This window comes from Paenalkalicoccus suaedae (assembly GCF_006965545.2).
Taxonomy (GTDB): Bacteria; Bacillota; Bacilli; order Bacillales; family Salisediminibacteriaceae; genus Paenalkalicoccus; species Paenalkalicoccus suaedae.
In genome coordinates, this window is sequence record NZ_CP041372.2 from 1,997,889 (window position 1) to 2,022,001 (window position 24,113).

General features: G+C 41.1%; 24 protein-coding genes. All 24 read right to left on the minus strand.

Translation table 11 applies throughout. The features are described 5' to 3' along the window. Window positions 1-38: 38 nt before the first annotated feature. Window positions 39-344, minus strand: a complete 306-nt coding sequence (locus FLK61_RS10580) for a YlxQ family RNA-binding protein (protein ID WP_176009431.1) — start codon at window positions 342-344, stop codon at window positions 39-41. Beyond that, a complete protein-coding gene (rnpM, locus tag FLK61_RS10585) occupies window positions 344-619 on the minus strand; it encodes an RNase P modulator RnpM (protein WP_176009432.1) in 276 nt (91 codons plus the stop codon). The genes FLK61_RS10580 and rnpM overlap by 1 nt, the downstream gene beginning before the upstream one ends. Before the next feature lie 15 nt (window positions 620-634). Then, window positions 635-1,798 carry a transcription termination factor NusA gene (gene nusA / locus FLK61_RS10590; RefSeq protein ID WP_176009433.1) on the minus strand — a complete coding sequence of 388 codons (1,164 nt, stop codon included), beginning with the start codon at window positions 1,796-1,798 and terminating at the stop codon, window positions 635-637. Window positions 1,799-1,822: 24 nt separating this feature from the next. Continuing rightward, window positions 1,823-2,293, minus strand: a complete 471-nt coding sequence (gene rimP / locus FLK61_RS10595) for a ribosome maturation factor RimP (protein WP_176011210.1) — start codon at window positions 2,291-2,293, stop codon at window positions 1,823-1,825. A gap of 166 nt (window positions 2,294-2,459) precedes the next feature. Continuing rightward, the gene (locus tag FLK61_RS10600) at window positions 2,460-6,761 is read right to left on the minus strand and encodes a PolC-type DNA polymerase III (protein ID WP_176009434.1); all 4,302 of its coding nucleotides are present in this window, start codon (window positions 6,759-6,761) and stop codon (window positions 2,460-2,462) included. Between the two features lie 99 nt (window positions 6,762-6,860). Beyond that, window positions 6,861-8,549, minus strand: coding sequence for a proline--tRNA ligase (locus FLK61_RS10605; RefSeq protein WP_176009435.1), 1,689 nt, complete (start codon window positions 8,547-8,549; stop codon window positions 6,861-6,863). Window positions 8,550-8,596: 47 nt separating this feature from the next. After that, a complete protein-coding gene (rseP, locus tag FLK61_RS10610) occupies window positions 8,597-9,856 on the minus strand; it encodes an RIP metalloprotease RseP (protein WP_176009436.1) in 1,260 nt (419 codons plus the stop codon). A gap of 21 nt (window positions 9,857-9,877) precedes the next feature. Then, entirely contained in the window at window positions 9,878-11,014 is a 1,137-nt protein-coding gene (dxr, locus tag FLK61_RS10615) for a 1-deoxy-D-xylulose-5-phosphate reductoisomerase (RefSeq protein WP_176009437.1), read from the minus strand. Window positions 11,015-11,026: 12 nt separating this feature from the next. Next, window positions 11,027-11,812 carry a phosphatidate cytidylyltransferase gene (locus tag FLK61_RS10620; protein ID WP_176009438.1) on the minus strand — a complete coding sequence of 262 codons (786 nt, stop codon included), beginning with the start codon at window positions 11,810-11,812 and terminating at the stop codon, window positions 11,027-11,029. A gap of 17 nt (window positions 11,813-11,829) precedes the next feature. Further along, window positions 11,830-12,588, minus strand: coding sequence for an undecaprenyl pyrophosphate synthase (uppS, locus tag FLK61_RS10625; RefSeq protein WP_176009439.1), 759 nt, complete (start codon window positions 12,586-12,588; stop codon window positions 11,830-11,832). 230 nt (window positions 12,589-12,818) lie between these two features. Next, the gene (gene frr / locus FLK61_RS10630; RefSeq protein WP_176009440.1) at window positions 12,819-13,376 is read right to left on the minus strand and encodes a ribosome recycling factor; all 558 of its coding nucleotides are present in this window, start codon (window positions 13,374-13,376) and stop codon (window positions 12,819-12,821) included. After that, on the minus strand, window positions 13,376-14,101 hold the full coding sequence (gene pyrH / locus FLK61_RS10635; protein ID WP_176009441.1) for a UMP kinase: 726 nt from the start codon (window positions 14,099-14,101) through the stop codon (window positions 13,376-13,378). Before pyrH ends, frr begins: the two co-directional genes overlap by 1 nt. Before the next feature lie 96 nt (window positions 14,102-14,197). Further along, the gene (gene tsf / locus FLK61_RS10640; RefSeq protein WP_176009442.1) at window positions 14,198-15,079 is read right to left on the minus strand and encodes a translation elongation factor Ts; all 882 of its coding nucleotides are present in this window, start codon (window positions 15,077-15,079) and stop codon (window positions 14,198-14,200) included. A 92-nt stretch (window positions 15,080-15,171) separates the two neighbouring features. Then, entirely contained in the window at window positions 15,172-15,870 is a 699-nt protein-coding gene (rpsB, locus tag FLK61_RS10645) for a 30S ribosomal protein S2 (RefSeq protein ID WP_176009443.1), read from the minus strand. 166 nt (window positions 15,871-16,036) lie between these two features. Then, window positions 16,037-16,540, minus strand: a complete 504-nt coding sequence (locus FLK61_RS10650; protein WP_176009444.1) for a DUF6115 domain-containing protein — start codon at window positions 16,538-16,540, stop codon at window positions 16,037-16,039. Between the two features lie 12 nt (window positions 16,541-16,552). After that, window positions 16,553-16,873 (minus strand): hypothetical protein, encoded by a 321-nt coding sequence (locus FLK61_RS10655; RefSeq protein WP_176009445.1) that lies wholly within the window; start codon window positions 16,871-16,873, stop codon window positions 16,553-16,555. Between the two features lie 53 nt (window positions 16,874-16,926). Continuing rightward, window positions 16,927-18,297 carry a flagellar assembly protein A gene (locus FLK61_RS10660; protein WP_176009446.1) on the minus strand — a complete coding sequence of 457 codons (1,371 nt, stop codon included), beginning with the start codon at window positions 18,295-18,297 and terminating at the stop codon, window positions 16,927-16,929. Between the two features lie 35 nt (window positions 18,298-18,332). Next, window positions 18,333-19,109, minus strand: a complete 777-nt coding sequence (locus FLK61_RS10665) for a FliA/WhiG family RNA polymerase sigma factor (RefSeq protein WP_176009447.1) — start codon at window positions 19,107-19,109, stop codon at window positions 18,333-18,335. A gap of 3 nt (window positions 19,110-19,112) precedes the next feature. After that, on the minus strand, window positions 19,113-19,400 hold the full coding sequence (locus FLK61_RS10670; RefSeq protein WP_176009448.1) for a hypothetical protein: 288 nt from the start codon (window positions 19,398-19,400) through the stop codon (window positions 19,113-19,115). Continuing rightward, window positions 19,397-19,885 carry a chemotaxis protein CheD gene (locus FLK61_RS10675; RefSeq protein WP_176009449.1) on the minus strand — a complete coding sequence of 163 codons (489 nt, stop codon included), beginning with the start codon at window positions 19,883-19,885 and terminating at the stop codon, window positions 19,397-19,399. Before FLK61_RS10675 ends, FLK61_RS10670 begins: the two co-directional genes overlap by 4 nt. Continuing rightward, window positions 19,869-20,516: a chemotaxis protein CheC gene (locus FLK61_RS10680; RefSeq protein ID WP_176009450.1), complete on the minus strand. Its 648-nt coding sequence runs from the start codon at window positions 20,514-20,516 to the stop codon at window positions 19,869-19,871. Before FLK61_RS10680 ends, FLK61_RS10675 begins: the two co-directional genes overlap by 17 nt. A 9-nt stretch (window positions 20,517-20,525) precedes the next feature. Next, window positions 20,526-20,996, minus strand: coding sequence for a chemotaxis protein CheW (locus tag FLK61_RS10685; RefSeq protein WP_176009451.1), 471 nt, complete (start codon window positions 20,994-20,996; stop codon window positions 20,526-20,528). A gap of 25 nt (window positions 20,997-21,021) precedes the next feature. Continuing rightward, on the minus strand, window positions 21,022-23,052 hold the full coding sequence (locus FLK61_RS10690; RefSeq protein ID WP_176009452.1) for a chemotaxis protein CheA: 2,031 nt from the start codon (window positions 23,050-23,052) through the stop codon (window positions 21,022-21,024). A gap of 18 nt (window positions 23,053-23,070) precedes the next feature. Continuing rightward, window positions 23,071-24,111: a protein-glutamate methylesterase/protein-glutamine glutaminase gene (locus FLK61_RS10695; protein WP_176009453.1), complete on the minus strand. Its 1,041-nt coding sequence runs from the start codon at window positions 24,109-24,111 to the stop codon at window positions 23,071-23,073. Window positions 24,112-24,113 lie beyond the last annotated feature (2 nt).

The window sequence follows — 24,113 nt, forward strand, 5'->3', positions numbered from 1 at the left end:
CATACCTCCCAAACGTAATGAGTGGTCGTCAAGGCGCATCAGCTACGGTCATTTGTAAGCGATAAAAATGATGACGCGAACCCTTGATCTGTTATTGCAATAACCACTCGTTCGTGCTTTCCTATTGCTCGTCCGAGTGTGCTCCGATCAGACATTCTAACGTACGGAATACCGTGATAGACACACTTGTCAATAATCTTTTTAGTCGTATTCTCAGATGCGTCTGCTGCCAAAATTACCGCATGAGCCTTTTTAGACTGAATTGCTTTTGTCACAAGCTCTTCTCCGGTAATGAGCTTTCTAGCTCGTTGCATGAGACCTAAAAGTGATTCCCATTTTTCCATTATGGCTGTTTTCCTTTAAAATGAAATCGTTGAAGCTCATCGTAGAGTGATTCAGGCACTTCTGCTTTTAAATGACGCTCTAAAACATTTTTCTTACGTGCCTCTTCTATAATGGCTTCATCGTTTGAAACGTAGGCTCCCCTACCAGACTTTTTTGAAGTCGGATCAAGAAAAACCTCTCCTTCTGGTGAGCGTACGACACGAATTAAAGACTTTTTAGGCTTCATTTCTTGCGTGACGACACATTTTCTAAGAGGGATTTTTTTAGTAGACATGGTGGTCCCACTCCTCTATTCTTCTTCGTCAAGCCAGCTAGCTACATCATCTGTGCTAGTAGACTCGAAGTTATCATCTGTTGCGATATCTCCCCAGTCTTCCTGCTCATCTGACAGCTCTTCCCCTGCTTGATAGAGACCAAGTTCTTCTGCTTCTGTTTCACTCTTTATATCAATCTTCCAGCCAGTTAGTTTTGCTGCTAAACGAGCATTCTGACCGCGCTTTCCGATTGCTAAAGATAGTTGATAGTCAGGCACAATTACCTGTGTCATCTTCTCTTCTTCGTTAACGGTTACTTTAAGTACTTTAGAAGGACTAAGTGCGTTAGCTACATACTTTTTTGGATCCTCTGACCATCGCACGATATCAATCTTCTCGCCTTTTAGTTCGTTCACGATCGTTTGTACTCGCTGTCCTCTTGGACCTACGCAAGAACCAACTGGGTCAATTTCTTCGTTCTCTGCATATACAGAGATCTTAGAACGCTCTCCAGCTTCTCGTGAAACAGATTTAATTTCAACAGCACCATCATAAATCTCAGGAACTTCAAGCTCAAATAAACGCTTTAAAAGACCAGGATGGGTACGAGAAATTAAAATTTGAGGACCCTTCGTCGTTTTTTCGACCTTTGTAATGTATGCCTTGATGCGATCATTATGCTGATAGGATTCATTCGGCATTTGCTCATTAATAGGCATTAACGCTTCTACTTTACCAAGGTCTACATAAATATAACGATGGTCCTGGCGTTGTACAATACCTGTCATGATATCCTCTTCGCGATCGATGAAATCAGAGTAAATGATACCTCGCTCTGCTTCACGAACTCGCTGCGTCACAACCTGCTTTGCCGTTTGCGCAGCTATTCTCCCAAAGTCTCTAGGTGTTACTTCGATTTCAACGACATCGTCAAGCTCATATAGAGGATTGATTTTTTTTGCTTCCTCTAGAGAGATTTCTAAACGAGCGTCAAACACTTCCTCCACTACATCTTTACGCGCAAACACACGAATCGTACCTAGCTCACGATCAATATCTACACGCACGTTTTGTGCAGAGTTAAAGTTTCTTTTATATCCAGTAATAAGGGCTTGTTCAATTGCTTCTAATATGACTTCCTTATCAATTCCCTTATCCTTTTCAATTGTTACTAGTGCCTCCATAAACTCACTATTCATGGGACTTATGTTCCCCCTTTCAATTTAAAAAACGATAGCTAAACGAGCCTTTGCCACTTTGTCGTGAGCAATTTCAACTGACCTCGTTCTCGTTTTAATTTTCATTTCAATCGTTAACAGATCATCTTCAAACGATACAAGCTTACCTTCAAACGTTTTTTCGCCATCAATAGGTGCGTATGTTGTTATATGCACATATTCGCCTACTGCACGAACAATATCCTTCTTCTTTTTAAGAGGGCGTTCAGCACCTGGCGAGCTAACTTCCAGGTAATATGCTTGTTCGATCGGATCATGCTTATCAAGAGTCTCGCTTAATTTCTCACTAACTGTCGTACAATCATCTAGATCTACACCAGTTTCCGAATCAATGTATACACGTAAAAACCAATTTTGTCCCTCTTTTTTAAACTCTACTTCTACAAGTTCAAGGGATAGCTCTTCAAGAATTGGTGTTACGAGTTCTTCGATTCGCTCGTTCACTTGCTGAGACATCATTTTCGCCTCCTTTTATCGATCTATTGTCATAAACAAGAGTTCCATAATAAGGAATCTCCCTAGGTGCAAAAGAAAGAGTGGGTTTCCCCACTCTTCTGTCCGTTCGTATGACTGCTTTCCGAGAACTATCATATCATATAGGACACCTATATGCAAATGATGGTTAGAACAGGGACAGCTGATTAGAGTCCGGTAATCCCTCTAAGCAACCATGGTCCGTAAGCTTTTCTAAAACCGTTTTCGTGATTTTACTTCGCTCACGTAAGTTTTCCTTAGACAAGAACTCGCCGTCCTCTCTGGCTTTTTCGATCGCAATCGCAGCGTTCGTACCTACACCGCTTATTGCATTAAATGGCGGAATGAGCGTATCTCCGTCCACAATAAACTCGGTTGCCTTCGAACGATATAAATCAACCTTTTGAAAAGAATAACCTCGCTCACACATTTCAAGCGCTAACTCAAGAACGATGACAAGCGTTTTCTCCTTAGGTGCTGCATCTAAGCCTTTTGCATAAATTTCTTCGATTTTTTTACGGATGGATAAAGAGCCTCTCACCATCGTATCTAAATCAAAATCATCCGCTCGGACCGTAAAGTACGCTGCGTAGAAAAGGAGTGGTCTATGAACCTTAAAGTATGCAATACGAATCGCCATTAAAACGTAGGCAGCTGCGTGGGCTTTCGGGAACATGTACTTTATTTTTAAGCATGAGCTAATATACCAATCTGGTACCCCATGCTTTTTCATTTCTTCAATCCACTCTTCTTGTAACCCTTTCCCTTTACGTACAAACTCCATAATCTTAAATGCTAATGAATCCTCTAGGCCTTTGTAGATTAAATACACCATAATATCGTCACGACATCCAATTACGTCTTTTAAGACACACGTGCCTGATGCAATTAAATCTGCAGCGTTATTCAACCATACATCCGTTCCGTGAGATAACCCAGAAATCTGAACGAGTTCACTAAAGGTTGACGGCTTCGTTTCTTCAAGCATTTGGCGTACGAAGCGCGTTCCGAATTCAGGAATCCCGTACGTTCCTGTCTTACACATGATCTGCTCTTCTGTAACGCCAAGGGAGGTTGTCCCACTAAATAATTTAAACACTTCAGGATCATCTACTGGGATATCTTTTGGATCCATTCCACTTAAGTCTTGTAGCATACGAATAACCGTTGGGTCATCGTGTCCTAGTATGTCGAGCTTTAAGAGATTATCGTGAATTGAATGGAAGTCAAAGTGCGTCGTTTTCCATTCAGACTCTCGATCATCTGCCGGGAATTGAATTGGCGAGAAGTCATAAATATCTAAATGATCTGGTACAACAATAATCCCACCTGGGTGCTGACCAGTCGTTCGCTTCACTCCCGTACAACCTTGAACAAGGCGATCAATTTCTGCTCCGCGCATTTGCATGCCTTCGTCGCTCTCATACCCTCGAACATAGCCATAGGCTGTTTTCTCCGCTACCGTACCAATCGTTCCTGCACGATACACAAAGTCATCTCCAAACAATTCCTTTGTATAGTTGTGCGCTACTGGCTGATATTCACCAGAGAAGTTTAAGTCGATATCAGGGACCTTATCTCCCTTAAAGCCAAGGAACGTCTCGAACGGTATATCATGACCATCCTTGTTATAAGGCGTTCCACACTTTTCACAATTCTGATCAGGCAAGTCAAATCCTGACCCCACACTACCATCATTAAAGAAGTAGGAATGCTGACAGCTTGGGCATACATAATGTGGTGGTAGTGGATTCACTTCCGTTATCTCCGTCATTGTCGCAACAAAGCTTGATCCAACCGAGCCACGCGATCCAACTAGGTAGCCATCATTCAACGATTTTTTAACAAGCTTATGAGAAATTAAATAAATAACCGAGAAGCCGTTTGAAATAATACTAGATAGCTCCTTCTCCAAACGGTCTGTCACAAGCTTAGGTAACTCATCCCCATAAATAAACTTCGCTCTATCATAGCACAGCTTACGCATCTCATCGTCAGCACCTTCGATGTGAGGTGTATATAGATCGTCAGGAATTGGCTTAATCTCGTCAATCATGTTCGCGATTTTCTGCGAGTTTTCTACAACGATCTCCTTCGCTTTCTCTTCTTTTAAGAAAGAAAAGGCAGCAAGCATCTCATCTGTCGTTCGGAAATGAACTTGAGGAAGCGTTTGACGATTTAGTGGATTTGCTCCGCCTTGAGAGGCAATAAGCACCTTTCGGTAAATAGCATCATTCTCATGTAAATAGTGGACGTTACCAGTAGCTACTACTGGCTTACCAATTTTATCTGCAACGCTAATCGCCTGTTTAAGTAAGTCTTTGACAGCTAATTCATCGCGAAGTACTTCGCGTTCAATTAAATGGTTATAGTTGCTTGGAGGCTGCACCTCGATAAAGTCATAAAAATCAGCAACCGCTTCTGTCTCCTCTGGACTCTTTTGTAAAAGAGAATCAAATACTTCTCCTTTGTCACACGCAGATCCAATTAATAACCCTTCGCGGTGCTCATTTAATACAGAGCGAGGAATTCGCGGTACACGGAAGAAATAATTAATATGAGAAGTAGACACAAGCTTATATAAGTTTTTAAGGCCTTCTTTTGTCTGTGCGTAAATCGTGCAGTGCGTAGGGCGCTGCTTTTTATAATCATCTGGTGTGGACTGTTCATTTAACGCCTTGTGAGTAGTGATATCCTTCTCTATAGCATCCTTTAGCATTTTCCACAGCAAATGACCAGTTGCTTCTGCATCATAAATAGCTCGGTGATGCGACACGAGTTCAATATTAAACTTTTTACAAAGCGTATTTAATCGGTAGTTTTTAAACTGTGGATATAGCATTCTTGCAAGTTCTAATGTATCAATAACAGGGTTACTCACTTTTTCAAAACCAATCTTCGCGTATCCAGCATTTAAAAATCCTATATCAAAACTTGCGTTATGTGCAACAAGCGTATCGTCTTTACACCATTCATAAAAATCTCGCAGGACGTTATCAATTTCCGGCGCATCTACGACCATATCATCTGTAATTCCGGTTAGCTCGATAATTGTTGGGCTAAGTTTTTCGTGAGGGTTAGCAAAGGATTCAAATCGATCTATTTCTTCCCCATTCTTAATCCGAACAGCTGCAAGCTCGATGATCGTATTATATCTAGCTGATAGTCCTGTAGTCTCCACGTCAAACACAATATAGGTTTCGTCATTCAACTCTCTCTCGACGGGATTATAGGCAATTGGCACACCATCATCAACTAAATTAGCCTCAATTCCGTAGATAATTTTAACCCCATGCTTTTTACCTGCTCCATATGCTTCTGGGAATGCTTGAGCAACGGCATGATCCGTAATCGCAATTGCTTCGTGCCCCCATTTCTTGGCTTGTGCAACATAGGCACCAACCGATGCAACAGCGTCCATTTGACTCATCGTCGAATGAGTGTGGAGCTCGACTCTCTTTTCTCCTTCAGGCGCAGTATCTTGCTTCTCTTGCTTTTTAATTTGATGAAAATCACGAGCCATCATCGTAAGATCGCGAATAAACGTATCATGCTGGACAGCTCCACGAACCTTTAACCACATACCAGGTTTAACAGCTTCAAGTACTGGTATATCTTCTTTATCATTCGAGAATACCTTTATTAATAAGGAGTCCGTATAGTCTGTAATCTTAAAGGTTAACAGCACTCGACCACTTTTAAGCTCTCTCGTCTCCGCCTGGAAAACGTGTCCTTGAATCGTAATTCGCTTTTCTTCTTCAATAATGTTTTCGATCGGAACTGGATCATCTTTAATCGCCATCCCCATCTCCACATTGCGATCTTCCTGCATTTCTTTCGCTTTTTCTTCTGTACGTTGCTTCTCGAGCATCGCTTCTACTACTTTGTTATGATCTTCTTCCTGCTTTTGTTCCTCAAATCGCTTTACTTCTTCCGCATATTCCTTTACGTCAAATGCTGCTGACATATGACCGAATCCAGTCCGAGCAAGTAAATCATGGAGTGTCGGCACGACGCGTCTTTCGGCAACATGTTTTTCTGTTTCATTCATAACGGCTATACGTAGATGCTTTCCTTCAACGATAGGAAGCTGACTCTCTAAACGTTTAATTAATCCATTCGTGACAGACCGGAGTCGCTCCACATAATACGGCCAGTAGTTAGGTAGAAGCTTCTCTGTATTACCAACTTCTTCATAGCTCACGCGAACTTCCACGTTTGCAATATGAGCGAGTCCTTGCGTTATCCGTGATTCGAGTAGCTCAAAAGCGACAAATGGTATTGTTTCAGGAAGCTTTAGGTGGAAAATCCACTTTTTATCCTGCTGAAATATTTCAAGCTTTTCTATGTAAGCTTTCTCTGCATGCTGCAACAAAAATTCGTTTGGCATGGCAACCTGCTCCATTAAAAGCTTAAATCGCTCTTCTCTATGTTGACGATCAATGGACATGGGATGCCCCCTCCCTTTTTTTGATAGTCGATTGCCTTTTGTACAAGGCAGAAGCCTATCGTCATATTGGATGACGATAGGCTTATCTTTATACCCATTCTAAACTAATTTCTGGACAAGGTCATCTACGTGAATTTCTTCCATCTCACCAGACTTTCTCCATTTTAATTCAACGATTCCTTCTTCTGCTCGCTTCCCAACCGTAATTCGAACCGGCAGACCAATAAGGTCGGCGTCTTTAAATTTCACACCAGGACGTTCTTGACGATCATCGTAAAGTACGTCAATTCCTTTTGCCTTAAGGCTCTTATATAAGGAATCAGCTAGCTCCCGTTGAGGATCTTGTTTAATGTTAACAGGAATTAAATGAACATCAAATGGTGACACCACTTTAGGCCATACGATCCCATTCTCGTCATGGTTCTCCTCTACAATCGCTGCGACTGCACGAGATACACCAATTCCGTATGATCCCATCACAATAGGCTTCGCTTTCCCTTGATCGTTTAAATAGGTTGCCCCTAATGCTTCACTATATTTCGTACCAAGCTTAAAGACATGACCAACTTCAATGCCCTCTTTAAACTTGATCGTACCTTTGCCGTCTGGAGAAGGATCGCCCTCTTGAATGTTACGGAAATCGCCTGCTTCGGCAGTAAAGTCTTTCCCTGGATTCACATTTTCGAAGTGCGCGTCCGTTTCATTTGCTCCAGCAACCCCGTTCACGATAGCCATTACCGCATGGTCGGCATAGATCACAACGTCACTTGGTACGTTTACCGGACCAATAAATCCAGGTTCAACGCCTAAAATTTCTTTCGTTTGCTCATCTGTTGCGAGTTCAACCACATCAGCTTGTAGAGTGTGCTTAAGCTTTATATCGTTTGCTTCATGATCACCACGTACAACTAAAAGGACTGGCTTTTCATCTGCAATAAATAGAAGTGATTTTAATAGAGTAGACGCATCTCTATTTGTAAATGCTGCAACTTCTGCAATCGTCTTTACGTTTGGAGTTGCTAGCTTTTGAATAGATTTTGGCTCTTCACTGCTTTTTTCGTAATTCACGTTAACTTCAGCAATTTCAATGTTTGCTGCAAAATCCGACTCATCTGAATACGCAATCGTATCTTCTCCAATGGAAGAGAGAACCATAAACTCATGCGTGTCTTTTCCACCCATAGCACCAGAATCTGCTACTACAGCTCGGAAATTAAGTCCAAGTCGAGTGAAGACATTTGTATAAGCATCGTACATCTTTTGGTAGCTAACATCTAGTCCATCGAAGTCCGTATCAAACGAATACGCATCCTTCATTAAGAACTCTCGTCCGCGTAAGACACCAAAACGAGGTCTTCTTTCATCTCTAAACTTCGTCTGAATTTGATACAGCGTCATTGGAAGCTTTTTGTAGGAGTTAATATCATCTTTTACGATAGAAGTAATAACTTCTTCATGAGTCGGTCCAAGAGCAAACTCTCTATTATGGCGATCTTTAAAACGCATCATTAAACCTGTTTCATAAGTTTGCCATCTGCCTGACTGCTCCCAAAGCTCTTTAGGTTGAATTGTAGGCATAATCATTTCCTGAGCACCTGCTGCGTCCATTTCTTCACGCACGATTTGCTCTACTTTACGGAGTACCTTCCACCCGAGTGGTAAGAAGCTATATACTCCAGCTACGCTCTGTCTAATTAGACCAGCCCGAAGCATGAGCTGATGACTCATGACATCCGCGTCACTTGGTACATCACGAAGAGTTGGTAATAAATACGTCGATTGTTTCAAAAAAGCCACCTCATTATCATATTTCACGATCTTTGACTGATCTGTGTTTATAAGAATAGTTGATTAATATCGTTCCATGTAACTGCTAGCATTAAAAGCATAAGTAGCGCAAATCCAATGAAATGCACAACGCCTTCTTTCTGAGGATCAATTGGCTTTCCTCTAATTGCCTCAAGCCCGATAAACATGAGTCTACCACCATCAAGAGCTGGTAATGGTAAAAGGTTCACAATCCCTAAGTTTACACTTAAAATCGCTGCCCATTGGAATAACACAAGTATACCCATAGCGGTCACTTCACCTGTGTAATTATAAATGCCAACCGGTCCAGCAAGTGCATCTAGACTAAATTGACCAGTAACTAATAACCCTATCGCTTCAATAATTAAGCGAGTAAATTCATATGTTTGAGTGAATCCGTAGCTAATTGATCCTAAAAAGCTTCTTTCTGTCGACGCCATAACGCCAATAACGCCTTGAGGCTCCGCATCAGGAATCTCTCTAACCTGCGTCGTTAACGATACATTAAAGGACTCGTCTCCACGAAGAACATCAAGAGAAAGTGTCTCGTTTGGAGCAGCCTGAATGATCGCCGTCATTTCTTCCCATGTTGTGACAGACTCGCCGTCAATCGCCGTAATTCTATCTCCAGCAACAAGTCCAGCATCTATGGCCGCACCATCCTCTGTTACCTCTCCAACAACACTTTCATTAACAGGCATACCTGCAATAAGTGCGTAAAGAGTAAGAATAACAACTGCAAGCACAAAGTTCATTAATGGTCCTGCAAAAATAGCGAGAGCGCGTTGTCCGACTGTTTTGGAAGCGAACTGTCGATCATATGGAGCAATTTGCATTGGCACTTCATCTTTTATCACCATGGCTTTTCGGTCAAGCTTGTACTCAACAAGCTCCTCTTCCTCATCCTTATACCCACGGATAATGAGCTGATGCTCCGTATCCGCATGCTCTACTTGGATTACCGTACAATCTGGGTGCTTAGATTTATTGTTTGTAATGATCTCTTTGACTAATCCTTCGTCGTTAAAGGTTAACCCTACTTCATAGCCAGGCTTAATTTGGATCAGCTCGACATCTTCTCCTGCCATTCGGACAAATCCACCTAAAGGTAAAAGTCGAATGGTATAAAGTGTTTCATTACGTGTGAACGAAAAGATTTTAGGTCCAAATCCGATTGCAAACTCTCGACATAAAATGCCAGCACGTTTTGCAAAAACTAAGTGGCCCCATTCGTGGATAAAGACAAGTAGACCAAAAATAACAATTACTGCAAGAAGCGTTTGCATGTTCTCAAATCTCCTTTAATCTCAATATAATGCAACTTTCTCACGTGTCTCCTTATCTATCTCTAGTATATCGGATAAGCTTGGCACGGAAATTTTGCTATGTTCATGTAGTGCCCTTGAGACGAACGAATCAATATCCAAGAAGGATATTTTACTATCTAAAAATAGTGATACAGCCATTTCGTTTGCAGCATTCAGCACAGTTGGTGCGGAGCCACCTTCTTTACCAGCTTCTATTGCAAGCTTTAACGCTTTAAACCGATCATAATCCATTTTTTCGAAATGAAGGGCTTGAACTTCCCATAATTTTAACCCTTCAGAGCCCTTTATGGCAAGCCTTTGTGGCTTTGAGAGAGCATATTGAATAGGGACTCTCATATCTGGTGTACCTAGATGAGCTAGTACACTACCGTCAATATATTCAACCATAGAGTGGATAATACTTTCTTTATGTAAAATCACATCAATCTGGTCATAAGGCATATCAAAAAGCCAATGTGCTTCAATTACTTCTAACCCTTTGTTCATCATCGTAGCAGAATCGATCGTAATTTTAGCTCCCATACTCCAGTTCGGATGATTTAGCGCATCTTTTACCGTGACATTGACTAACTCTTCTCTTGTTTTATCTCGAAAGCTCCCGCCAGATGCTGTTAGGATCAGTTTATCTACATCTTTATGATCTCCATGTAAGCATTGATAAATAGCTGAGTGTTCACTATCTACAGGAATAATATCTACCCCTGTCTGTTTTTGAAGCTCTTTCACGATGTGACCTGCTGTAACGAGCGTTTCTTTATTCGCTATGGCAATATCTTTTTTAACCTTCATCGCTTCTAAGGTAGGGGTTAGTCCAACGCTACCCATTACTGCATTAACAAGCGTCCCCTTACCATATGTAGCTACTGCATGTAATCCTTCACTACCAACTAAGACATCGGCGCTGTATGATAGAGATTGTTTTATTATATCAGCCGCCTCTTTCGTACCTGCACTAATTACAGACGGTTTAAATTCTTCTATCTGCTTTAAAGCAACGTCTGTATTTACACCAAAGCTTAACGCTGAAAGCGAGAATTCCTCTGGATGGGATCTAATGACATCTAATGTTTGTACGCCAATTGATCCTGTTGAGCCTAATAATTGAATGTCTTTCATATGCCTGTCCTCCTACATCAATCCAACTAAATAAAATAGTGGCATGACAAAAATCATGCTATCAAATCGGTCTAATATTCCTCCGTGTCCAGGTAAAACTTGTCCGGAGTCCTTCACTGCGTAATGTCGTTTGAATGCTGATTCTACTAAATCGCCAAGCTGTCCAGCAATAGATACTAATAAGATAGCAATGATCGTTGTGATCATGGAATCATACACTGGGAAGAAATAAACGAAAACAAGACCAATACCAAGTGCAATTAGTATACCACCAATGGAACCTTCAATCGTTTTCTTCGGACTAATCTCAGGCCATAACTTTCTTTTGCCCATAGATCTCCCCACAAAATAAGCACCAGAATCTGTGGCCCAAATAATACATAGTAAGAAGAAAATTAGTGTCAATCCATTATCAACAAACCGCGCATACATAAAGTAATGGAATCCAAACCCTACATAAACGGATGCTAAGATGACAAAGCCTGCTTCATCAAACGTAAATGAATTCTTAGTCATAACCGTATGCCCTAATAAAACAATAATAAGTAATAAAAATAACTCATTACGATCCACATGCAAAAAAGAAATTGCCTCTTGCGGAAGAGCTAGTAGCAGTAAAAATAAAAAGGCGGTAAGTCCTCTTACCGACCAAGGTTTAATATGCTTCATTCGGAGTAACTCCCACATACCAATTAAGGCAAGTAAGACCATTAACACAATGAATGGAATGCCGCCTAGTATAATAAAGCCTAAAAAACCGGCTCCTGCAATGACTCCTGTAATAATTCGTTGCTTCATCTGGTCCATCCCCCTACCTAAACACCACCGTAACGTCGCTGACGCTTTTGGTAAACTTTAATTGCTTCGAAAAAGTCTTCTTCTTCAAAATCTGGCCACAGGACGTCTGTGAAAAAGAACTCAGAATAAGCAAGTTGCCATAGCATGAAATTACTCAGGCGAATTTCTCCGCTCGTTCGAATAAGTAAATCCGGTTCCGTTAGTCCTGATGTCATTAAATAATCAGAGACGGTTGCTTCATTGACATCATCAAGAGCAAGCGTTCCTTTATTAATATCTTCGTGGATATGCTTAAATGCATCCAGCATTTCGGATCTACTGCCGTAGTTTAAAGCGAAATTTAATATCAGCCCATCATTCTCTTTCGTAGACTCAATCGCTTTTTTGACAGCAGATTTTGTAAATTCAGGTAACCGATCCTCGTCACCTGTTATTCTCACGACTACGTTTTCTTCCATTAACATCGGGAGCTCTACGCTCAAGTATCGCTCAGGAAGACGCATTAAAAAATCTACTTCCGTTTTAGGTCGCTTCCAGTTCTCTGTAGAAAACGCGTAGAGAGTAAGCGTCTTAACGCCTACCTCGTTAGCTGCTCGCACAATTTTACGAATGACACTCATTCCTTCACGATGGCCAGCTACACGTGGTAGACCACGTTGCTTCGCCCAGCGACCGTTACCATCCATGATTATAGCTATATGAGCAGGTATATTCTGATCAAGAGTCAGACCCTCATGATCTTCTTTTTTTTGTTTTTTGGACAATCTACTAAACATGTCTTGTTCCTCCAAGCGGTTAATCCTAATTAATCGTTCACTCGTACTTATTCTACCATGAAGTGCGCTTCCGTATAACAAGGATTTGTAGAATCACTGTCTAATGCTACCATATTTCTTTACAGAGTGGCATGAGATTTCGTGTGAAAGGTTAGAATTATTCAAGCAACTTATAAAAAAAGACGATGTAAGCCGTTAAAAAGGCTACATCGTCCATATTTAGCTTGCTATTAAACTGCAAGGATGTCGGCTTCTTTTTCTTTCGCGATCACGTCTACTTGCTTGATCGTTTCATCTGTAAGCTTCTGAACGTCATCCTGCTCACGGCGAAGATCGTCTTCTGTAATTTCGCCGTCTTTTTCCGCTTTTTTAAGTGCATCATTAGCATCGCGACGTACATTACGTACCGCAACTTTTGCATCTTCAGCAGCTCGTCCTACAAGCTTTACAAGCTCTTTGCGACGCTCTTCTGTAAGAGCTGGGATTGTAATACGAATAACGTTACCGTCGTTGTTTGGTGATAACCCTAAATCAGCACGTTGAATTCCCTTTTCGATCTCACCAATAGCTGTCTTATCAAATGGAGTGATAAGAAGCATACGACCTTCAGGAACTGTAATAGATGCTAATTGATTTAAAGGAGTAGGAGCTCCGTAATATTCAACTGTTACGCGGTCTAATAAAGATGGGTTCGCGCGTCCTGTGCGAATCGATCCTAATTCACGAGTAAACGCATCAATTGATTTTGTCATCCGCTCTTTTGCTTCTTGAATTGCTGCATGTGCCATTATGCTTGCCCCCTAATAATTGTGCCGATCTCTTCACCTGATACGGCCTTTTTAATATTACCCTCTTCCGAGATAGAGAAGACGATAAGTGGAATATCATTATCCATACATAGCGAGGATGCCGTGGAATCCATAACTGCAAGTCCATCTGTTAAGATATCAAGATACGTCAGCTCATCGTACTTAACTGCGTCTTTATCTTTGGATGGATCTGCGCTATAAACGCCATCAACATTGTTTTTAGCCATTAAGATTACATCAGCTTCGATCTCTGCTGCTCGTAATGCTGCAGTCGTATCTGTAGAAAAGTAAGGGTTACCTGTGCCTGCTGCAAAAATAACAACTCGTTTCTTTTCGAGATGACGAATAGCGCGCCTTCTTATGTAAGGCTCTGCTACCTGACGCATTTCGATAGATGACTGAACACGAGTTTGCACACCAATGTTCTCAAGTGCATCTTGTAATGCTAAAGAGTTCATGACAGTTGCAAGCATTCCCATGTAGTCTGCCGTTGCGCGGTCCATACCTTTCGCACTTCCAGCCATCCCTCTCCAAATATTACCGCCACCAACAATGATAGCAATTTCAACATCGAGCTCTTTTAGCTCATGAATTTGCTCTGCGATGGACTGGATCATTGTAGGATCAATTCCAAAACCTTGATCCCCCGCTAACGCTTCTCCACTTAATTTTAACACAACTCGCTTATAAACTGGACGCTCCATAATTCCCTCCATTTATCTATATCTCTTTAATAATCACGCATATTGTGAGGAAGGTGCCCGAGAGTCGTTAGACTTGGGCACCTTCTTTGACAATGATTATCGCTTCACCTGAGACATAACTTCTTCAGCGAAGTTGTCTTCACGCTTCTCCATACCTTCTCCAACTTCAAAGCGGAAGAATTTCTTCACAGTGCCACCTTTAGATTGTACATACTTACCAACCGTTTGGTCGCTATCTTTAACAAATGGTTGTTCGTTTAAGCAAATTTCTCCGAAATATTTGCTTAGGCGTCCTTCTACCATCTTCTCAACGATGTTTTCTGGCTTTCCTTCTTTAAGTGCTTGTTGCTTTAGTACTTCGCGCTCACGATCAGTTTCTTCAGCAGAAACTTCGTCACGAGATACATATTTAGGGTTGATTGCAGCAACGTGCATAGACACGTCTTTAGCAACTTGCTCTTCAACGCCTTCTACTACAGTTAATACGCCAATGCGTCCACCCATGTGAAGGTAAGAGCCTACTACTTCGTTATCAGCAACTTCTACAATTTCAAAGCGACGTAGAGAAATTTTCTCTCCGATTTTAGCAATTTGATTGTTAATGAAGTCTTGAAGTGTACTAGCGTCTCCAGAGAAGTCTTGAGCTAGAGCTTCTTCAACAGATGCTGGATTGTTATTAAGGATGTGTGAAGCAACTTCTTGTACCATATTTACGAAGTTCTCGTTTTTAGATACGAAGTCTGTTTCAGAGTTAATTTCTACGATTACAGAACGATTACCTTCTGTAACGATTGCTGCAAGACCTTCAGCTGCTACGCGGTCTGCTTTTTTCGCCGCTTTCGCGATTCCGTTTTCACGTAGGAAGTCAATTGCTTTTTCCATGTCACCATTTGTTTCAGATAGTGCTTTTTTGCAGTCCATCATACCTGCACCTGTTTTTTCACGTAATTCCTTTACCATTTGAGCTGTTACTGCCATGATAAATTCCTCCTTTAAATGTGTTCAATCATTGTTTTTTCTCAAAAAAAGGGTGATAAAGGGTCAGGCCCTCTATCACCCTTAAAGACAACTTATGCAGTCGTCTCCTCACCCTGGTTCGCTTCAATAATAGCATCTGCCATTTTTGCTGTCAGTAGGCGAACGGCGCGAATTGCGTCGTCGTTACCTGGGATGACATAGTCGATTTCGTCAGGGTCACAGTTTGTATCAACAATCCCGACGATAGGGATATTTAACTTGATAGCTTCTGCTACCGCAATACGTTCTTTACGTGGGTCAATGATGAAAAGAGCATCTGGAAGTCTTTCCATGTCTTTAATTCCACCTAAGAATTTTTCAAGGCGTTCCATTTCCTTATTAAGAATAACAACTTCTTTTTTAGGAAGTACTTCGAACGTTCCATCTTCAGCCATTGTTTCAAGCTGGATAAGACGTGCAATACGCTTACGGATAGTTTCGAAGTTAGTAAGAGTTCCACCTAACCAACGTTGGTTGATGAAGTACATACCAGCGCGCTCTGCTTCTTCTTTAACAGAATCTTGAGCTTGCTTTTTTGTACCAACGAAAAGTACTGTTCCACCTTGTCCCGCTAAATCGCGAACAAAGTTAAACGCCTCTTCTACTTTCTTGACCGTCTTTTGTAGGTCAATAATGTAAATACCGTTTCTTTCTGTGAAAATGTAGCGATCCATTTTAGGATTCCAACGACGTGTTTGGTGTCCAAAATGTACACCAGCTTCTAAAAGCTGTTTCATGGAGATCACTGCCATTTCACTCACCTCCTCATGGTTTTTAAATTAGTCCTCCGGCATCATCCTCTCACACCAAGACTTCTGCAAAAGAGAAGCACCCTCGATGAGATCCGACGCCGTGTGTAGTAACACCGAGAAATAATATATCATATCTCGGAGAGTATGACAAGATTTGCTACAACATTTACTTATAGAATTTTAACAGGAGTTCTACCTCTCCCGCTCCCATCTGCAACTTCTTCGCAATATCAGATGCGCCTAGCCCTTGTTTATGTAGTGCTAGGACCTTTGACTTGTCTGAAATTGGCGCCTCCTCTTTCTTTTCGATGGGTGGTAGAGGCGGTAAATAATCCTCATAGACTTCTTCGTCAAAACGAGGAGTTACAGTATCTTCAGAGGAGGCTTTTTGCTCTGCTTGATTCGTGTTGTTCCCATTCTCTTTTCTTGTGAGACTGTCAGCCTCTCTTTTATGCTCAGCTAAGCTTTCTCTCATCGCACCAATTTTTTTTACGAGGCGTTCATTTTCTTCTTTCATCTCGGTAGTGTACGAAATCAAGAGATCCTCCATTTCTTGCAGCGTACGGTCGTTATTAACTGGCTCTCGCTCTTTATCTCGTTTAAAGAGAATAATCAAAGCCAAAAAAGTGAATAAATGAAGCATAATGCTTACTAATAGCGCGTAAATCATTGTTTATCTCCTTTACCAGGCTGCATCAAAAAGCCGACCTTTATATGGATGCATACTCTGTGGTGTTTCCGATTCTTCCTGCTCGTTAAGAAGCACGAGCTCACTACTCTGTTGAGAATCGCCTTTTGACTCCTGATCGTCATTTGCGAGGCGTTTTTGTTCCGCTTCTTCCGTTTGCTCAACAACGTGTGGTTTTTTTGCATTTTTAGACGCTTCTATTTGTGCAATCGTATCCTGCATCACCATAGCACGATTTTGCATTTGTTCATTAATTTTGCCTACTTGCTGAGATTTTGGCCAGATCATCTGCATTTCCACTGCACGAATACTCATTCAAAACCCCTCCTACACAATATGGTTGGCATCATTATAGCACACGCGCCCCATTACATTGCTTCAAAAGTGATTTCATTCGCTTCTATTTTAAAGATGACATTTTCGTAGACTGACGCAAGTTTTCTACGATATTTACCGAAGTGTAAATCTGTATTTGCAAATGCTCGAGTAAAAATTTTAATTGTTGCCTGGTGATAATCGCCATGCAAATCACCAAGCTCCTCTAAATACTCCGACGCAGAAAGAATTTTTACATCTGACTCTTTATAAGCATTTTTTATTCGTAGTAGCGTGATTCTTTCTTTAGCAGTTAAGCTACCTTCCTGCTGTTTTTTTAAAAGCATCGCGAGTAAAGGCTTAAGCTTCTCTTTTGTTTCTTTCGCTTCGTTCTTTTGAGCTAAAAAAGATCTCTCCTTAAAAAGTGCCGCTTCTGTTACACCAACATATAAGGATGTTGGCGTACTCATTTTATTCCCCACTTCATTCACTTCAATTCCTTTAGAAGCAGAGGATTTCCCTCCTACAATGCTTCCCTTACCCTGCTTGCAGTAAATCATCCCTTGCGCTGTGACTTGACTATGTAAAATCATTTGTGACACTACAACATCTTTCCCAGACTCTACGTTAGCCTGATTTAAGAAGCTCGTATGAATATCGCCTAATGCGTTAATTAAGCCACCGCCTTGAGCAACGACTCCTTGATTTATGTAAATAGATCCTTCTGAATCTAAATGTGCCGCTTCCACAGATCCTGAGATACGAATATCTCCTCTAGCTTTTATCGAAAATCCAGCAGGAACATTCCCACGTATGACAACATTCCCTAAAAAATCAATATTTCCAATTTTTAAGTCTAAGTCGCCGTTTACTTCATAAACAGGATACACATGAACCGTTTTCATGTCCTTTGACACTTGTCCTGGCGTCATCGAGTAAAGAGTTAGCTCATCTTGACCTATTCGAGTGTTTTTACCTGGTCTAAGCGTTAAATCTTTACCTGGTTTAGATGGAATTGTCGTCCCATCAACTGCTTTTCCATCTGTACCTTTGGTAGCAGGAATTTTTCGTGCAACTAACTCATCCGCTTCGACCATTGGAATATCCTGCACTTGACGAAGATCCACTCGAACACCTTCATTTTCCACTTTGCTATCTTGATCTCGCTCTAAAATTGTCCATAAACTAGCATTCGTTCCATGAATAGCAGGTGTGCCTGACGCAATCACAGTAGGTTCACTGACGCCTTTTTCCGCAATTTCTTGCAAAAGCTTGTCATCTACTCCGTGAATGAGTCCAAATTCTTTTACAAACGCTTTCATGTCTTCCATTAAAATAGGCTCATCTAAATGAATCCGTTGGATGAGCTCTCCTTGAAGCTTATCAGCACTAACCTTTATCGCAAAATATTCATGAAGATCCACTTCAAATTCCCCCGTTTCTTAAAAACAACAGAGTATCAGGATGACCTCTGCTGTTTTTTAAGTAGTTGCTGGAGCTTAAACATACACTTCGAATGGATTTGAGAAATTCTTGAAGTAGAGAGCCCCATAATTTCACCGATTTCTGTTAGTGTCATTTCATCTACATAAAAAAGAGAGATCACCAACTGCTCATTCTCATTCAACTTTTTAATTGTCTCTTTTACCTCATCAAGCTGAAGCTTTTTGTCCAAATATTTCTCAGGCGTTTGTCCATCATGATCAACAATTGTCGCTGCATACGTTTCGTCCTTATCAAAATCACTCGGTTCATCAATGGACAGCAAATGAGAAAAGAAGCTATCATTCATCGTCTGCATGACGTCCACAACAGAAAGCTCTAAGTCCATTGCGACTTCTTCAGGTGAGATAATTCGTCCATGCTGTTGCTCAAGTCTCTCAATTGACTGCTCAATTTTTTTTGAACGATCACGAACCGACCTTGGGAGCCAATCCTCTTGACGCAAACCATCTATAATTGCTCCTCGAATACGAAAAGAAGCATACGTATCAAATTTTAATTCTCTATCGTGATCAAATTTTTCAATCGCATCATACAATCCTAAAAGCCCGTGACTTCGGAGATCATCGACCTGAACATTTTTAGGTAAGTGTGTTTTAATACGTTGAACATGAAAGTCTACGAGAGGCATGTAGCTAGTGATTAATGCATCCCCAGCGTCATTATCTCGGTCCGTTGTCCAAAGCTCCCAGTGCCTCTTTAACGCTGCTTCATCTTTAATCGCCACTTCCATCACCTACTCCTTCATAAGATTTTTTACGATAGACGCCGTCTCTTCAATTTGATCGTTTGTTTGTTTTACCGAGACTTTCTTGTCAGCTATGTCAGCATCTTTTTGTTTAAGCTCCAACGTAACGAGTTTGTAGAGAACTAAAATCACTAGCCCACCTAGTAATCCATATAAAAACGAAATAGACGCTCGGTAGATAGACGTTTCGACACTATTAGTAGTCAGGCTAGCTACAAAAAAGATAAACGATAAAACAAATGCACTTATTAATGGAATGAGCCAGTTTTTAATCATGCGTGAAGCACTCCTTTATTAACCGTACGTATTTCCAAAACCTGACTATTTACGTCAAATTCAATTGTGCGGCCGCTGCTTCCTCCAGTATCTTCAAATACAATAGGTATTTGAAGTCGAGTTAAATGTTCTTTTACTGCTTCTGCGTTTCTAGGTCCAATTCTCATTGCTTCGTTACTAGTCTTAAATGTAAACATTTGAGCTCCACCGGCCATCTTTGCTTTTAGGCGAAACTTAGAGGCTCCCTTGTCTAAAAGAAGTCGGAGCACTTCCTCCACAGCTGTATCTGCATATTTAGCTAGGTTCATAGATTCTTTTCTCGCTAGAGAAGAATTCGGTAACATGATATGAGCCATGCCTGCAAGTCTAATACGCTCATCATAGATGATGACACCTATACAGGAGCCAAGCCCTGATGTACGAAGCATATCTGGTGCACTAGCAAGCTTTAAGTCAGCCATTCCAACTTTAATGATCGTTGTCATAGTCGTTTACTCCTAATGAGGTAAAAATGGTAGCTAAAGAGTCTGGATCAGGAAGCAAAAAGAAGTGTCCTCTCATTGTTTGAATGGTCGTATCAGGCTCTGTGATCACAGTATCAATAACAAGCGCAGAATCCATTTCTTTTGATACTTCAATTAATCCATAAGATAAAATAGCCGTTGCCATGTCTACAGCACTTGCTGGTGGTGTTGGAGCAAGTGTTAATCCTGTGAAGTCAGATAGGGAGGACAAATAGGACCCTGCTAAGATATTACCTACCTCATTAAACGCAGACACCGAGATTGATTCGCTATCACCATTTATCTCATCAATCAAATCTGTTGACGAGTTACCAGTTAAGTAGCGAATGAGCTCGTTTGCTTCTTGAATTGGTATCATAAAGAACATCGTTCCAGGAGCGTCTCCTTCGATCTTCAGCATGACGGCTGCTACTGGTTCATCTTCTCCACCAACATACTCACTGATTTCATGAAAAGGAACTACTGATACTGCTGGAACTCGCATATCAATTTTTTTATTTAACAGCTGGGACAGCGACGTTGCCGCATGCGCTGCCCCAATATTACCGATCTCTTTTAATACATCGCGTTGGCGTTCATTCAAAAGTGTCATAGAAGACTCCTACTTCTCGATGTCTTTCATCTCTTCTAATTCTTTCGAATTTAACACTTTATCTAAATTTAGAAGAATAAGAAGTCGCTTCTCAAGTTTAGCTACTCCTCGAATGTAATCAGCTTCAACGCCTCCGACTACTTCAGGGGTTGGCTCCACTGCATCTCGAGAAATATCAATGACATCATTAGCAGCGTCTACAACCAGACCTACATCCATGTCTTTCACCGTTACGATAATGACTCGTGTTGTCTCTGAATGATCGATTCCGTCAATGCCAAATCGCTTTCTTAAGTCAACGATTGGCGTAACCACTCCTCGAAGGTTAATGACACCTTCTACAAAATCAGGTGTACTTGGAACGCGAGTAATGTGTTGCACACGCTCAATGGACTTTACCTGCTCTACCTCTACACCATACTCTTCGTCTTTAAGCTGAAAAACGATAACCTTTACTTCTTGTAAAATAGCATCTGTCATCTATTCGTCTCTCCTTCCATATGAGTTATTTTATAAGAGCATTACAGTCAACAATAAGCGCCACTTGACCATTACCTAAGATTGTTGCACCAGAAATCGCGACAACAGACTGCAAGTAATTACCTAAAGACTTTAGTACAATTTCTTGCTGTCCAATAAACGAGTTAACGACAAGTGCAGCCATTTTATCTCCTTTACGCACAATGACAATAGACACATAGTCATTATCTTCCTCTGTACGAGGGACATCGAAGAAGTCTGTTAAATCAAGAAGCGGTACGACACTTCCTCTAAAATCAATGACTTTTTGATTGTGAGCTGCCATAATGTCTTCCTTTTTAATAATGGCTGTTTCAATGATCGAAGAAAGCGGTACAGCATAAATCTCTTTTTGAACCTCTACTAGCATGACTGAAATAATCGATAGCGTTAGTGGAAGCTGAATTAAAAACGTTGTTCCATTACCAGGCTTAGAATCGACCGTAACGTTACCACCTAAGGATTCGATTTTACTTTTTACAACGTCTAAGCCTACACCGCGTCCAGAGATGTCAGAGATCTCATCAGCTGTACTTAAGCCACTTGAGAATAGTAGCTCATAGACTTGGCGATCTGATAACGTTTGTCCCGCTTCCTCTGTGACAACTCCACTTGTGATTGCCTTTTGTAATACTTTATCTCGATTAATTCCAGCTCCGTCATCGGATACCTCAATAAAAACGTGGTTACCACTATGGTATGCTCGAAGAGTAATACTACCTTCCTCACCTTTTCCACTTGCACGTCTCTTTTCAGGCGTTTCCACACCATGATCAATAGAATTTCGCAGTAAGTGAACAAGTGGATCCCCAATCTCATCAATGACAGTGCGGTCAAGCTCGGTTTCTGCTCCAATAATCTCTAAGGAGACCTTTTTAGAGAGATCTTTAGCTAGTCCGCGAACCATTCGTGGGAAGCGATTAAAAACTTGCTCCACAGGAACCATTCGCATGTTTAAAATAATGGTCTGCAAATCGCCAGAAATACGTGACATGTGCTCAACCGTCTCCGTTAACTCCTGACTATCTAAATCTTTCGAAATTTGCTCTAAACGACCACGGTCAATAACGAGCTCTTCGAATAAATTCATTAAGCTGTCAAGGCGATCAATATTAACTCGAATCGTCTTACCGCCTTGCGTTGTTTTCTCCTCTTTTGACGAAGTTGCTACAGCTTCTTTCGTCTGCGTTGGTTGTACAACTGGAGCTTGTTCGATTTCTGATGTCTTAGACTCATCGTGATCTTGCTGCTCAGTGGTAGATGCATCTATCACTTTTGCATCAACGTTATGGACCTCTGAGACCTTCATGACTTTAGCGATTGCTTCCTCAGAAGAGTCTTTTGTTACAACGACAACCTCGAAAGATAGATCGAATTTCTCTTCTTCAAGTTGATCCACGCTTGGCACAGTCTTAATAACTTCACCAATTTGTTCTAAAATTTCAAATACCATAAACACACGCGCAGCTTTTAAAATGACATCCTTTGAAAGAGTAATCGTCAAATGGTACGCTTTATACCCTTGCTCGTAAGATTGTCTTAAAACCGTTTCCTCAAAGTTATCGAATGCCATAGAAGATCCAGGCGAAGCCTCAAAAGCAGGCATGCTCTGTTCAGAAACCTCTTCTATAGCTTTCTCTCCACTTTCAGCCGCTTCAAGCTTACGAACGGCCTCTGTCACGTCTCTTTTACCTTCACCACCAGAAGCAATGTCATTCACCATTGCTTCTAAGTCGTCCACAGATTCAAATACAACATCAAGTATTCCAGATTCAGGTGCTAGCTTATTATTGCGAATAGCATCTAACACGTTTTCCATATGATGAGTTAGGCTTGCTAAGTCATCGTACCCCATTGTTGCTGCCATCCCTTTTAGCGTGTGGGCCGACCTAAAGACTTCATTTACAATAGATAGATCATTAGGGTTGTTCTCAAGCTTTAATAAATTGTCGTTTACTGCCTGTAAATGCTCCGTGCTCTCATCGATAAACATATCTAGATATTGACTACGATCCACTTTTACCCCTCCTAAACGTTAACAGTGCTTCATTAGTGTAGATGCGATGGAGTCCAAATCAGCAACCTCATCTACTAGTTGAGTTGAAATAGCAGCTCGTGGCATTCCAAAAACTACGCACGTTTGCTCTGATTCCGCTATTGCAATTGTATGTAAAGATTCCTTTAACTGAATGAGCCCTTTTTTCCCATCACTGCCCATCCCTGTCATCGTAATCGCAATAACTCGTTTTACTTTTGCGTCTGCTAATGACATAAACATGGCATCGACGGAAGGACGGTGTCCACTAACGAGCTCATCTTGGTCTAAACGTATCGCGACAGAAGTCCCAACTCCCCTTACCTTTAAATGGTATCCTCCTGGAGCAATATAGGCAATACCTTTTTTTAATATTTCTCCGTCTTCTGCCTCTTTTACCCCAATTTCACAAAGAGAATTAAGTCTTTCTGCTAAAGACTTCGTAAATCCTTTTGGCATATGCTGGACAATCATTATTGGAAATGGGAAATTTTCAGGAAGTTGACGTAGGACTGTTTGTAGTGCCTTTGGACCACCAGTAGATGTGCCAATAGCCACAATGGTATGAGTTGGTTTAGCTTGTGCTTGAGTAGCTGATATCTGTAAAGGTTCAGAGCGAACGCTAATCTTGCCTAATTTAGAAAGTGGCACTTTCGAAGCGATACGAACACGATCTAATAACTCATGCTTTACTTTATCTATATCTAACGAAATAGAGCCAGAAGGCTTTGCTATAAAATCGAATGCTCCAAGTTCCATAGCTCGAATCGTTGTTTCAGCGCCTGTTTTTGTAAGACTTGAAAGCATGATAACTGGTATTTTATGTGATTTAAGTATATGAGTTAATGCTTCAAGCCCTGACATGATAGGCATTTCAACATCCATTGTAATAACATCAGGTTTATATTGAAGCGATTTTTCAACAGCATCCTTTCCATTTCTCGCCCGGGCTACAACATGAATGTCTGGTTCGCTATCTAACATATCGCCGATCATTTTCCTCATAAAAGCGGAGTCGTCAACAACTAATACGTTTATCATGA